The sequence below is a fragment of the uncultured Serinicoccus sp. genome (assembly GCF_947500995.1).
Classification (GTDB): domain Bacteria; phylum Actinomycetota; class Actinomycetes; order Actinomycetales; family Dermatophilaceae; genus Ornithinicoccus.
In genome coordinates, this window is sequence record NZ_CANMUA010000009.1 from 1 (window position 1) to 12,580 (window position 12,580).

The following is a 12,580-nucleotide window of genomic DNA, read 5'->3' on the forward strand; positions in this document are numbered from 1 at the left end:
CCGCGTCCTCGTCCGGCACACACGCCGGAGACGACGACCTCAGCTACCGCGCTACACCACTATGCGGGACTCAACTGTCTACAGACGGAGGCCATCGACTCAGCCGTAACGCGGTGCGCATTTGCCTCCTGTTCCACAGCTGCCTCGAAGGGGCCACGGATCATCAGCGGCGATGCTGACTGACCCGGATCGCTCACTCGTGGGTTTCCTGGTCCTAGGCGTCACGATGCTGGCCCTCTACCCTTGACACATGAGCACCGTCACGTCCGAGAGCACCGCCCTCCGTGCGGTGGTCGTTGCTCATCGTGACGCTCTTGAGCAGATCCTCGAGCGCTACGGTGCGACCAATCCAAGATTGTTCGGCTCGGTAGCCAGAGGCGACGCGACGGCGGACAGCGACGTCGACCTTCTCGTGGATCTGCTGCCGGACATAGGGAACCCCCTCCTGCGCGTGGCGGGCATGGGTGAGGAACTCAGCGACGTCTTCGGCCGCCGCGTCGATGTGGTGACGCCGACCCTTCTGCGCGCTGAGGTGTCGAGTACTGCGCTCAGCGATGCGGTGCCGGTGTGACGCGATCCGAGCAGGAACGCTTCGCCGACATCCTGCATGCGATCGAACGATGCCAGGGCTACACCCAGCATCTTGCGTCCGGCGAGCTCCAGGGGATGGCCTATGACGCGGTGCTGCGCAACTTGGCCTTGATCGGGGAGGCGGTGCGGGTACTTCCTAGCGAGACGCGCGATCGGGCGCCGGAGGTCCCATGGGGAGCAACCGCGGGACTGCGCAACGTCGTCGTGCACGAGTACTTCCGTGTCGACGCCGAGTTGATCCTCGACATCGTCGACAACCAGCTCGGTCCCTTGGCCGATCGCCTCCGTCAGCTGTGAAGGACCTGTCTCGTGGGGGAAGGTGCCGAATCCGCCGATCAAAACTGACACAGGGCTGACACGGGGGAGTGTCCGCGAGCATCCATGCTGGTCAGAGCGTTAGCGAGGAGTTTCCCGCCACCTCCACCCACGTGTCTCACGCTGTGCGGCTTGTCGCACCGCAGCCCTCAGAATCCGCACCAGGACGCGGATCTGGGGGTTTCGTGTTGGGGACAGATGGCCGTGTCGAGACACGAAACGCCAGATTTCTGGCACACAGCTGTCACAGGCGTGGGGTTCGTTGTCAAACATCGGTCACTCAGCGGCGCTGTTCCGGTCGGCCACAGCGTGATTCTCGAGATTCTCATGGTGACTCCCAGGAGTGGGATATGCAGGAGGGTTCAGCGGGACAGTCAGCGCCGGTGCACCACGAGTCCGAGCCAGGTGAACCAGACGATCATCCCGAGCCCGAAGACGGATGTCGCGAGCTCGGAGGCGATGGGGATGACGGTAGCCATCCCGACGGCAGCCAGACCCAGCGCGAGCCCGCCCAGGCCCGCAGAGAGAGAGCGGGTCCGCAAGATCCCGAGTCCGACCACGGCCACCCAGAGGGCTCCGGCGACCTCGATGCCACCGCCGAGGGCGTCCTGGACCACGCTCGTCGAGACCCAAGTGTTGAGGGCGAGGTCGGGGTGTTCGGCCCAGAGGCTCACGGCGGCGTCTTGGGCGACGAGGGCGACGCTCCCGCTGGCGACGAGCAGTCCAGACCAGATCATCCCGAGTGCCGTGGAGAACCGGCCGAGAGCCGGAGCCGCGGCCAGACGCTGACCGACCCCGAGTGTGACCAGCGCCATCGCAACCCCACCCACGAGGTAGAGAACCATGTACCAGCCAGCCAGCTCGGCGTGGTGGGCGCGCAGAAAGCTGAGTGAGCCAGCGGGGTCCTCCACGGGTGAGGTGAAACCGCGAGGGACAAGGTAGGCGGCCATGACGAGGAAGCCCAGAACATAGCTGCCGGCGACGACCTGGGCGGCGATGCCGCCGTCGCGGACCAGGGCGGGTGACGTTCGGTGCGGTGCGGTGCCCGCGGGGGCCGAAGCGTGCCCGGCCGTGGTGGTGGTGTCGGATGCGGTGGGAGCGGTGTGTCGTTTCATGCTTCCATCCTCGAAGGCCGTACTCCGCAACACATCGGAGCTCGGGCCTCTACGCTCTCGTCCCTTCGGCCATCCCGAGGCGACCGAAAGTTCCATGCGGCCGGCGGCGTCTGCGGCTTAACCTGAGGTATGGGCGGAGGTGCGCTGCGCGCGCTCTGGGAGGAACCGCGGGCTGGCGCTCCGGCGGGGACAACGTGGTGGGACCGTGCCCTGGTCGCCGGGCTGATCCCGGTGACGGCGCTCGAGGCCGGGCTCCGCGGTGACGTGGTCTGGCCGGTCTGGAACGCAGCCTGGGCTCTGGTCTGCGTCGCCACGCTCCTGTGGCGGCCCCGCCATCCTCTTGCGATGCTCGTCGTGGCCTATGCCGCCCAGACCGTCGCCGGCGTCGTTCCTGCGCTGGCTGGGGAGCCCTACAGCGTCCTTAACGTCACCGCCGTCGTGCTGCTGCTGGCCTACTCGTTGGGGCGCTGGGCCAGCGGTCGCGGTGTGGTCGTCGGCAGCTGCTACCTACTGGTGGTCCACCTGGCACGTGAGCCTCTCTACGACTCCAGCGGATCCTCGATGGCGCTCGGCGTCGGCGCGCTCATGTTGCCGGTTGCTCTCGGTGCACTCATGCGATTCTGGGCCAGGTCTCAGGTGCGAGCCCGCGAGGAGATCCGGGCCCGCGAGCGTGAACAGCTGGCCCGCGACCTCCACGACACGGTCGCCCACCATGTCTCCGGAATTCTGCTGCACGCCCGCGCCGCGAAGGTTCGCGCCCGGACCGACCCGGACGCCGCCGCCGAGGCCATCGATGGCGTGGAGAGAGCCGCTGCGCGGACCCTGGACGACATGCGCGCGATGGTGGCCGTGCTGCGCCACGACGAGGAGACAGGCATCGGGAGTCGGACCCCGACCCACGGGGTTGCCGACATACCGCGACTCGCTCGGGACCAGGATCCCGGCCCTCGGGTCGTCGTCAACACGTCGGGCGATCTCGACCGGCTGCCGGCCCCTGTGGAGTCGGCACTGTTCCGCGCGGCCCAGGAAGCGGTGACGAACGCTGGGCGTCACGCCCAGGACCCCACGGTGGTGTCAGTCGACCTCACCAGGGAGGGACCCACGGTGCGGCTGCGGGTGCACGACGACGGACGACCGGCCACCACGCGCACGCGACGGGCCAGCCCGTCCTACGGTCTTGCCGGCATGCGGGAACGTCTGTCCCTCCTGGGGGGCGAGGTTAGCGCGGGCCCTGATCCGGGGGGTGGCTGGAGTGTCGTGGCGACGATCCCGCTCGTCACGGCCGAGACCGAGGCACGGTCATGACGTCGCCCGTGCGGGTGCTGATCGCGGACGACCAGGACATGGTCCGCGTCGGCCTCGCCACCATCCTCGGCGCCGATCCGACGATCGACGTGGTCGGAGAGGCGCGTGACGGACTGGAGGCCGTGCAGCAGGTGCGGTCGCTGCGTCCTGACGTCTGCCTCTTCGACATCCGGATGCCGAACCTCGACGGCATCGAGGCCACCCGACGGGTCGCCGGCCCTGAGGTCAGGGACCCCGTGCCCGTCATCGTCATCACCACCTTCGACCAGGACGAGTACGTCTACGACGCACTGCGGGCGGGCGCCCGCGGCTTCCTTCTCAAGGATGCCGATCCCGATCTCCTGGCTCGCGCCATCAGATCCGCCGCGACGGGCGAGGCCCTGATCGCGCCCGCCGTCACGGCTCGGCTTCTGGCGACCTTCGCCTCGTCCCGCGGCGAGCAGACGGCCGAGCCTGTCGATCCGCTGACCCCGCGAGAGGAGGCCGTCCTCGATCTCGTCGCCGCCGGCCGGACCAACGGCGAGATCGCCGAGGAGCTCTACCTCTCGCTCAGCACCGTCAAGACCCACATCGGCGCGCTCATGGCCAAGCTGTCTGCACGCAACCGCGTCGAGCTCGTGATCTGGGCCTACGAGAGCGGCCGCATCGACGCTCGCAGGCACCACGCCTGAGCCACAACAGCACCACGAGTGCGTCAGAAGACCGCCACACGGCAGTGCTCAGCCCACGCCCGACCACGACATCCACGTGAGGCGAGGTGCTCCTGTCCGCGCCATGCAGCTCAACGCTCGACGGGGGCTGGTTCGCGGCTCGGCGACGACCCCGGCGATCACGGGACACGAGCCTCGAGCGCGTCGAGGACGAGGTCGAGGCCGAACTCGAACTCGGCGCGGAAGTCGTAGCCGGGTTGCATCACATGTCGGGCGGTGAACTCGGCGAGGTGCGGGTAGGCGCCGTCGGGCAACGGTGTGATCAGGGCATGCGCGAGGTCGGCCATCTCGGCGCCTCCGGTGGCGGGCAGGCTTGCCTCCTGAAGGGCGAATCCGTAGACGTAGCTGTCCAGCAGGGCGTAGGCGTGGCCCGTCATGTCGAGTGACAACCCCCCTCGGCGCAGGCACCCGAGCACGGCGTCATGGTGGCCGAGGGTCTCGGGGAGGGCGTTGGAGCGGGACTCCATGAGGGGCACGGCCCAGGGGTGGCGACTGAGCACCTCCCGGGCTGACATGCAGCGGTGGCGCATGGCCGGCTTCCAGTCCAGATCGGCGGGCGGCCGGTCGATCTCGGCGAAGACGCGGTCGACCATCCCGTCGAGGATGGCTTCCTTGTTGGGCAGGTGGTGGTAGATCGTCATCGGCCTGGTCTCCAGGGCGTCTGCCAGCCGGCGGATGGTCAGGGAGTCGACCCCGATCCGGTCTGCGAGGGAGATGGCGCCGTCCAGCACCCGGTCGCGGGTGAGCCGCTGCTTGGTCGAGCCCACCGAGGTGTCAGCCGGTGTCACCGGGGCTGCCTCCGATCTGTTGCTTGCGGTCAGTACTAAGTACGAGTATCGTACACACCACAATTTGGTACAAAGTACGACCGGGAGACGATGATGCAGACGCACCACGAGCAGACGACCGACGGGATGGGAGTGACCACGATGCGAGCGGTCACCCAACGGGCCTACGGATCGAGCGACGTGCTCCAGGTCGGCAGGGTGGACCGGCCCGCGATCGCCGCTGACGAGGTGCTGATCAAGGTCGCCGCGGCCGGGCTCGACCGGGGCGTGTGGCACCTCATGACCGGCAGGCCATACCTGATCCGGATCATGGGTTACGGCTTCAGCAAGCCCAAAGGCCTGGTGCCGGGCATGGACGTCGCCGGTCGTGTGGCGGCAGTCGGTGACGACGTCACCCGGTTCTCCGTCGGCGACGAGGTGTTCGGTATCGGCACCGGTACCTTCGCCGAGTTCGCCGCGGCCAAGGAGTCCAAGCTCGTCCTCAAACCCGACACCGTCAGCGATGAGGAGGCTGCCGCGTCGGCGATCTCGGGGATCACTGCCCTGCAGGCGCTGACCACGGTCGGCCGGCTCGAAGGTGGCCAGAACGTCCTGATCATCGGCGCCTCCGGCGGGGTCGGGTCCTTCGCCGTGCAGATCGCCAAGGCGCTCGGGGCCACGGTCACCGGCGTCGCCAGCACCAGCAAGCTCGACGTCGTCCGGACCCTCGGCGCTGACGACGTCATCGACTACACCTGCCAGCACATCGACGATGGCGAACGCCGGTACGACCTCATCATCGACACCGGAGGTCGCAACCCGCTCTCCCGCCTCCGGAGAGCACTTACCGCTACGGGCACGCTCGTCATCGTCGGTGGGGAGGGCGGTGACCGTCTCACCGGCGGCATCGGACGCCAGCTGGGTGCGGCCCTGCTGTCGCTGTTCGTGCGGCAACGGCTCACGTTCTTCGTCAGCAGCGAGTCGCGCGAGGACATCGAGCGCCTCGCTGAGTACCTGGCGAACGGCGCCGTCACCGCCGCGATCGGCCAGCAGTTCACTCTCGAGGAGGTGCCCGGAGCCATCGCGGCGATGGAGGCCGGCACGCTCACCACCAAGGCTGTCATCACGGTCCACTCGTGACGCGGAGCACCGGCAGCCTCGATTTGTCAGGGCCCCGTCCATGGCGTAGCGACCTTCCCCCGAGGACGCCACTGAACCACCGCGATCCCCGATGACGAACAGAGGAGACACGAGATCATGTGGCGCTTTCCCGCCGTGGTTGCCCTGGCCGCCGTGGCCGTCGTCCCATCAGGTGTGTCGTCTGCCGCACCCGAGTCTGCCGCGGTCGAGGACGTCATCGATCGCCAGATGTCGGCGTCGGGGGTCCCAGGCGTGGCCTACGCCGTCGTCGCCGAGGGCGAGATCACCTCGCTCGGCGCGCGTGGAGTGCTCAGGCGTGGGAGCGACGCGCCGGTCACACCGGACACCCCGTTCGTCTCCGGGTCGATCTCCAAGAGCTTCACGGCCCTGGCCGTGATGCAGCTGGTCGAGGCAGACGACATCGACCTGGACGCCGAGGTCTCGCGGTACCTCAGCGACTTCTCCGACCGACCGGCCGGCGCCGTCACGATCCGGCAGCTGCTCAGCCACACGAGCGGCTTCTCCACCGTGCAGGGAAACACGTCGCGGGTGCGGGCTACGGGTGGCGCCGACGACCTCGCCCGCCAGGTGGACACGCTGACGGAGGAGACCCCGGCGTATGAAGCGGGTGAGCGTTGGGAGTACTCCAACACCAACTACCAGATCCTGGGTCGCGTCATCGAGGTGGTGAGTGGTCAGGAGTACCAGCGCTATGTGGCGGCCAACATCCTGGAGCCGGTCGGCATGGACCACAGCTTCGTCGCCGACGGCCAGGTCCACGTCTCCATGGCGACCGGGCACCGACCGTGGTTCGGGACCAAGAGACCCCTGCCCGCGAACACCACCGACCGGGTGACGGCGCCCCAGGGCGGCATCGTCGCCAGCGCAACAGACCTGGGCAGCTACCTGCAGATGATGATGAACGGCCAGGACGACGTGCTCAGCGCCCAAGGCAAAGCGCAGATGATGCGACCGGCCGGCCCGGCATCGCCGTTCTACGGTCTCGGCTGGTTCATCGACCCGGCCATCCAGACGGTATGGCACTCGGGATCGACCCCCGGTGTAGAGACCCTCGCGACGATGGTCCCCACTGAGAACAAGGCGGTCGTGGTGCTGGTCAACGGCGGCAGTGGACTGGGATTCGGGGAGTCTGCTCCGCTGCTCGACGGCATCACGACCACGGCGCTGGGCCTGGACGACGACGCACACGGCTCCCAGGTCTGGCAGAAGGCCTTCTTCGTCTCCCTCGTGGCCCTCCCTGCCGTGTACCTGCTCAGCATGGTCTGGGCCTGGCGGCACCGCAGGGCGATCCGCGCCAAGTCCACGGCCGGCATCTCCGGCCGCTTCAGCCTGTGGTTCCCACTCCTCACCACACTGCTGGCGGCGTGGGCCATCTTCGCTCTCGTGCCGACCGTAGGAGGCGCGCCGATCCGCACCATACTGCTCTTCTCCCCAGACTTCGGCGCGGCGCTCATCGCCACCGCGGTGACCGGCGTCGCGTGGGCAGCCTTCAGGCTCGCGGTGGCCTACACGGGCGATCAACGCCCATCCCGTCGACACCTGCCTGATGAAGCCTCGCCCATCGCGTCTCGCGACAGATGGTGACGCGGAACTGGGGGCTCTGTGCTGCATCCCAGGGCCTGCGCAGGCGGCGGGCCGTGTGCGCCTGTGGCCCTGAAGGGGCCATGACTGCGCACGACGGGCCGCCGGGATAGCCGGTCTCTGCTCCCGAAACGGCCGTGTCGTCTCACCCGACAGGACGACGACGGCCTCAGACGGACGTCCCCTCACCGCTGACCTCGACCTCCAAGGAGATGAGCAGGTCGACGACCCGTTGGCGGATGGCGTCCCGGATGGGGCGCACGGCCTCGACGCCCTGGCCCGCCGGGTCGTCCAGCGGCCAGTCCTCGTAGCGCTTGCCGGGGTAGATGGGGCAGGCGTCGCCGCAGCCCATCGTGATGACGACGTCGGAGAGCTGCACGGACTCGGTGGTGAGGACCGTGGGACGGGCGTGGCTGATGTCGATGCCGACCTCGCGCATGGCCTCGACCGCGGCGGGGTTGACGGACCCGGCCGGCGCGGACCCGGCGGACCTCACCTCGACAGCATCGCCGGCGAGGTGGGTCAGCCACGCCTGCGCCATCTGGGAGCGTCCGGCGTTGTGCACGCAGACGAAGAGGACAGAGGGTCGGGGACTGCTGCTCATCGGTGCTCCTCGGGGGGCGGTGTCGGCGGGTCAGTCGAGGACTTCACGCAGGAGGGTGGTGACCCGGGCCTGGAGGTCGTCGCGGATGTCGCGCACGGTGGCGAGGTCGGCGCCCTCGGGATCCGGGACGGTCCAGTCCTCGTAGCGGCGCCCCGGGTAGATCGGGCAGGCGTCGCCGCAGCCCATGTTGACGATGACGTCGGCCGCGCGGGTCACGGAGTCGGTCAGCGGCTTGGGGTATGCCTCGGTCAGCGAGATGCCTCGTTCGGCCAGGGCCTCGACGACCAGGGGGTTGATCTCCCGGGAGGGTCGTGAGCCGGCCGAGCGCACGTGCACCCGCCCGCCGGACAGGTGCTCGGCCAGGGCGGCGGCCATCTGTGAGCGTCCGGCGTTGTGCACGCACACGAAGAGCAGCTCGGGGACCTTCTTGGTGATGCGACCCTCGGCCTGGGCCGCAGCGCTGAGCCGCTCGCGGGCGTCCTTGGCGACGAGCACCGGGAGGAAGGTGTGGATGGTGGAGACGGCGTCGAGCCGTTGCCAGGCCTCCTCGACGGCGAGCTGGACCGACTCACGGGGGAAGATCCCCTCGTAGGTGTAGGTCAGGTCGTCGACGATGGCGGTGTAGGCCGGCACAGATGTGGTCATGGTCTTTCCTGGGTAGGGATCGGATCCCTGGCCCCGGATCGGCGGCGCAGGGCCAGTGATACGTAGACGAGGGCCACGAGCACAGGGACCTCGATGAGGGGGCCGACGACACCGGCCAGCGCCTGGCCGGACGTCACTCCGAACGTGGCGATGGCGACGGCGATGGCGAGCTCGAAGTTGTTGCCCGCGGCGGTGAACGCCAGGGTGGTGGTGCGCTCGTAGCCCAGCCCGAGTGCGACTCCGAGGGCGTAGCCGCCGCCCCACATGATGGTGAAGTAGGCCAGGAGGGGGAGGGCGATCCGGGCGACGTCCAGGGGCTGGCTGGTGATGCGCTCGCCCTGCAGCGCGAAGAGCAGCACGATGGTGAACAGCAGCCCGAGCAGGGCGAAGGGGGAGATGCGGGGCAGGAAGGTGTTCTCGTACCACTCCCGGCCCTTCGTCCGCTCGCCCAGGGTGCGGGAGAGGTAGCCGGCCAGCAGCGGGACCCCGAGGAAGACCAGCACGGAGACGGCGATCTGGGTGAAGGAGGCCTCCAGGGCGGTCTGCTCGAGGCCGAGCCAGCCGGGTAGGACGGTCAGGTAGAACCACCCGAGCCCGGCGAACGCGATGATCTGGAAGAGCGAGTTGAGCGCGACGAGCAGGGCGGCGGCCTCACGGTCCCCGCAGGCGAGGTCGTTCCAGATGATGACCATGGCGATGCACCGGGCGAGGCCGACGATGATGAGGCCGGTGCGGTACTCGGGCAGGTCGGGCAGGAGCAGCCACGCGAGGGCGAACATCAGCGCGGGGCCGAGGACCCAGTTGAGGACCAGCGAGCCCGCCAGCAGCCGGCGGTCGGAGGTCACGGCGCCGAGACGGTCGTAGCGGACCTTGGCCAGCGGGGGGTACATCATCACCAGCAGCCCGATGGCGATGGGCAGCGAGATGCCGTGCAGCTGCACGGCGTCGAGGGCAGCGCCCAGGCCGGGGACCGTGCGACCGAGGGCGAGACCCAGGATCATCGCGAGCCCGATCCAGGCGGGCAGGTAGCGGTCGAGGGGGGAGAGCCTGCCGGCCACCTGCTCCGGCGCGTGCTGGACCGTCGTCACTCGTGGGCACCTGCGGGTGTGCAGCACGCCGGGGTGGACTCCAGGACCGGGATGGAGGCCGTGGCCGGCCGGGCGTCCTGGGGGTTCTCGTCCTTGACGACGTAGACCTCCCACGGCGCCCCGGCCGGGTCGTGCACCCACACCTTGTCCTGCAGGGCGTAGCAGCAGGTCGTGTCGGTCTCGTCGAAGGTGGCCAGTCCGCTGTCGGTCAGGCGGGCGCGAGCCCCGGCCACCTCCTCGACGCTGTCGACCTCGACGCCGAGGTGGTTCAGGGCGCCCTTCGCGCCGGTGCCGCGGGTGGCACCGTCGGTCTGGATGAGCACGAGCTTGAGCGGGGGTTCGCTGATCGCGAAGTTCGCGTAGCCCGGGCGGCGCTTGTGCGGGCCGACGCCGAAGAGGGTGGAGTAGAAGTCGACGGACGCGTCGAGGTCCACGACGTCGAGAGCGAGCTGGACGCGGCTCATGGGATCCCTTCCTGACGAAGATATCGATGTATGTCGATACACAGACCCTGACACCACACATCGATGTATGTCAATATGGCCGGGTGATGAACGCACCAGCACCCGACGGACGTGCCCAGCTCGCCCAGGCGGTGGACCGCTGCTGCGCCACCGAGGGCAGCTCGCCGATGACGCGTGACGACGCCGTGCTCGTGGCCCGCCTGCTCAAGGCCGTGGCGGACCCGGTCCGTCTGCAGATCCTCGGCATCGTGCGCTGCTCGCCCGGCCAGGAGATCTGCGCGTGCGACCTGCCCACCCCGCTCGGCCTCAGTCAGCCCACCGTGAGCCACCACCTCAAGGTGCTGGTCGAGGCGGGCCTGCTCACCCGCGATCGGCGTGGCCAGTGGGCGTGGTTCGCCCTCGTGCCGGACCGGCTGGCGCTCGCCCGACGCGCGCTCGAGGTCTAGCCGGCCACCTCCTCGTCCGCCTGCCGGGTGCGGTGCGGACGGGACGGGGACGAGGCCGGTCGTGCCTGCCGGGCGGGCCCGCGTCCCGGGGTGTCCGCGGGTTCAGACACTGACCCGATGAACTCCGCCCGGTCGAGCAGCCCGCGGCCCTCGGCCACGGTGGGTCGGGTCCTCGACGACCTGGGCAGCACCTTCCTGCGCCCGCTCGTCCTCGGGAGCCCGGGCCGCGCCGTGGAGGGTGTGGTGATCCACGACCCGCTCGACGACCAGCACGGCCCGGCCTCGCCGGTCGTCCTCGGTGTCGGGGTGAGCGGCGCGGACCAGGTCGCGGAGCTGGCGGACCGCGCCGGGGCCAGGGGAGCCTCCCTGCTGATCGTGCGGGAGCCGGTCGAGGCGGGTGCCGCTCTGACCGCGATCTGCCAGCAGCACGGGATGACCGTGGCCGGACTTACCCGTGGTGCCTCGTGGGCGCAGCTCACCGCCATGCTGCGCTCGCTGCTGGCCGAGGGCGACGTCGGCGGCGCCGACGACGAGACGATGGGAGGCCTGCCCTCGGGCGACCTCTTCGGGCTGGCCAACGCGATCGGCAGCCTCGTCGACGCACCGGTGACCATCGAGGACCGCAGCTCGCGCGTGCTGGCCTTCTCCGGACGCCAGGACGAGGCCGACCCCTCGCGCATCGAGACGATCCTCGAACGGCAGGTGCCCGAACGCTACGCCCGGCTCCTGGACGACCAGGGGTTCTTCTCCCTCCTGTATGCCGCGGACCGGCCGATCAGCATCCGGCTCCAGGTCGAGGACGCCGTCCGCAAGCTCCGGGTCGCGATGGCCGTCCGGGCCGGGACCGAGGTGCTGGGGTCGATCTGGGTCGCGGTCGACGAGGAGCTCGACGAGGAACGCGCCGCTGCGCTGACGGAGTCGGCCAAGCTGGTGGCGCTGCACCTGCTGCGCATCCGTGCGGGCGCCGACGCCTCGCGACGGCTGCGGGCCGACCTGCTGGGCACCGCCCTCGAGGGAGGGGCCCGGGCGCGGCACGCCGTGAGCCGCCTGGGCCTGGCCGGCGTCACCGTGGCCGTCCTGGCGATGCAGGTCGGAGAGCCTTCCGGCGGGTCGGCCGCGGGGAGGGAGGACCTCGGGGCGCTCGGCCAGGACGCCGTGGAGAGGGAGCGGCGCAGCGACGCCCTGGCCCTGCACCTGACGTCGGTCCACCCCAAGGCGGCGACGGCCCTGCTCGGCGAGGTCACCTACGCGCTGATCCCGGTCACCGACGGTCTGGCGTCCGCGGAGCGCATCGCCCGGGACTTCGTCGCCCGCACGGGGCCGGGGCTCTCCTCACGGGTGGGCATCGGTCCGCTGGCCACCGACGTCGACGGGCTGGCGGCGGCCCGGCGTGGTGCCGACCGTGCCCTCCGGGTCCTCATGGAGGGCCGCTCCGGCTCGGTCGACGGCTCGGGCGGAGCCGTGGCTGCCTACCGCGAGGTGCAGATCCAGTCCTTCCTGCTGGAGCTGCGCGACCGCCTGCTCTCCGACGACGAGCAGCCGAGCGGGCCCGTCTCCCACCTGGTCGAGCACGACCGGACGCAGCAGACCTCGTTCGTGGAGACCCTGCGGGCCTGGCTCGACGCGCACGGTGACGTGGCGGCCGCCGCCGGTGCGCTGCACATCCATCCCAACACCCTGCGGTACCGGCTGCGGCGCATCGAGAGCATCAGCGCGATCGACCTGGCAGACCCCGAGGCCCGCTTCGCCGCCAACCTGCAGCTCCGGCTCCTGCCCCCGTCCTGAGGG

The 12,580-nt window shown here is 69.8% G+C and carries 14 protein-coding genes; 8 read left to right on the plus strand and 6 right to left on the minus strand.

Going from position 1 to position 12,580, the window contains the following annotated elements:
- Positions 1 to 250 precede the first annotated feature (250 nt).
- Positions 251 to 571 (plus strand): nucleotidyltransferase family protein, encoded by a 321-nt coding sequence (locus tag Q0967_RS14050; RefSeq protein WP_298750882.1) that lies wholly within the window; start codon positions 251 to 253, stop codon positions 569 to 571.
- The gene (locus Q0967_RS14055; protein WP_298750884.1) at positions 568 to 888 is read left to right on the plus strand and encodes a DUF86 domain-containing protein; all 321 of its coding nucleotides are present in this window, start codon (positions 568 to 570) and stop codon (positions 886 to 888) included. The genes Q0967_RS14050 and Q0967_RS14055 overlap by 4 nt, the downstream gene beginning before the upstream one ends.
- Before the next feature lie 392 nt (positions 889 to 1,280).
- Here the strand turns inward: Q0967_RS14055 and Q0967_RS14060 are convergent, their stop codons facing one another.
- Positions 1,281 to 2,021 carry a hypothetical protein gene (locus Q0967_RS14060; RefSeq protein WP_298750886.1) on the minus strand — a complete coding sequence of 247 codons (741 nt, stop codon included), beginning with the start codon at positions 2,019 to 2,021 and terminating at the stop codon, positions 1,281 to 1,283.
- Between the two features lie 345 nt (positions 2,022 to 2,366).
- Between Q0967_RS14060 and Q0967_RS14065 the strand changes: the two genes are divergently transcribed.
- Positions 2,367 to 3,326, plus strand: a complete 960-nt coding sequence (locus Q0967_RS14065; RefSeq protein WP_298750888.1) for a sensor histidine kinase — start codon at positions 2,367 to 2,369, stop codon at positions 3,324 to 3,326.
- Positions 3,323 to 3,997 carry a response regulator transcription factor gene (locus tag Q0967_RS14070; protein ID WP_298750890.1) on the plus strand — a complete coding sequence of 225 codons (675 nt, stop codon included), beginning with the start codon at positions 3,323 to 3,325 and terminating at the stop codon, positions 3,995 to 3,997. The genes Q0967_RS14065 and Q0967_RS14070 overlap by 4 nt, the downstream gene beginning before the upstream one ends.
- A gap of 158 nt (positions 3,998 to 4,155) precedes the next feature.
- Here the strand turns inward: Q0967_RS14070 and Q0967_RS14075 are convergent, their stop codons facing one another.
- Positions 4,156 to 4,824, minus strand: coding sequence for a TetR/AcrR family transcriptional regulator (locus tag Q0967_RS14075; protein ID WP_298750892.1), 669 nt, complete (start codon positions 4,822 to 4,824; stop codon positions 4,156 to 4,158).
- 90 nt (positions 4,825 to 4,914) lie between these two features.
- Here Q0967_RS14075 and Q0967_RS14080 point away from each other — a divergent pair, with 90 nt between their 5' ends.
- Entirely contained in the window at positions 4,915 to 5,943 is a 1,029-nt protein-coding gene (locus Q0967_RS14080) for an NAD(P)-dependent alcohol dehydrogenase (protein ID WP_298750893.1), read from the plus strand.
- A 174-nt stretch (positions 5,944 to 6,117) separates the two neighbouring features.
- Positions 6,118 to 7,548, plus strand: a complete 1,431-nt coding sequence (locus Q0967_RS14085) for a serine hydrolase (protein WP_298750894.1) — start codon at positions 6,118 to 6,120, stop codon at positions 7,546 to 7,548.
- Between the two features lie 166 nt (positions 7,549 to 7,714).
- Here Q0967_RS14085 and Q0967_RS14090 read toward each other — a convergent pair whose 3' ends face one another.
- Genes Q0967_RS14090 through Q0967_RS14105 form a run of 4 tightly spaced genes read right to left on the minus strand, consistent with a single transcriptional unit; the run spans position 7,715 to position 10,346 of the window.
- Positions 7,715 to 8,149, minus strand: a complete 435-nt coding sequence (locus Q0967_RS14090; RefSeq protein WP_298750895.1) for an arsenate reductase ArsC — start codon at positions 8,147 to 8,149, stop codon at positions 7,715 to 7,717.
- Positions 8,150 to 8,179: 30 nt separating this feature from the next.
- The gene (locus tag Q0967_RS14095) at positions 8,180 to 8,794 is read right to left on the minus strand and encodes an arsenate reductase ArsC (RefSeq protein ID WP_298750896.1); all 615 of its coding nucleotides are present in this window, start codon (positions 8,792 to 8,794) and stop codon (positions 8,180 to 8,182) included.
- The gene (gene arsB, locus Q0967_RS14100; protein WP_298750897.1) at positions 8,791 to 9,882 is read right to left on the minus strand and encodes an ACR3 family arsenite efflux transporter; all 1,092 of its coding nucleotides are present in this window, start codon (positions 9,880 to 9,882) and stop codon (positions 8,791 to 8,793) included. Before arsB ends, Q0967_RS14095 begins: the two co-directional genes overlap by 4 nt.
- A complete protein-coding gene (locus Q0967_RS14105) occupies positions 9,879 to 10,346 on the minus strand; it encodes an ArsI/CadI family heavy metal resistance metalloenzyme (RefSeq protein ID WP_298750898.1) in 468 nt (155 codons plus the stop codon). Before Q0967_RS14105 ends, arsB begins: the two co-directional genes overlap by 4 nt.
- Before the next feature lie 83 nt (positions 10,347 to 10,429).
- Between Q0967_RS14105 and Q0967_RS14110 the strand changes: the two genes are divergently transcribed.
- Both Q0967_RS14110 and Q0967_RS14115 read left to right on the plus strand, forming a co-directional pair.
- Positions 10,430 to 10,792, plus strand: a complete 363-nt coding sequence (locus Q0967_RS14110) for a metalloregulator ArsR/SmtB family transcription factor (RefSeq protein WP_298750899.1) — start codon at positions 10,430 to 10,432, stop codon at positions 10,790 to 10,792.
- Positions 10,793 to 10,909: 117 nt separating this feature from the next.
- The gene (locus Q0967_RS14115) at positions 10,910 to 12,577 is read left to right on the plus strand and encodes a CdaR family transcriptional regulator (protein WP_298750901.1); all 1,668 of its coding nucleotides are present in this window, start codon (positions 10,910 to 10,912) and stop codon (positions 12,575 to 12,577) included.
- Positions 12,578 to 12,580 lie beyond the last annotated feature (3 nt).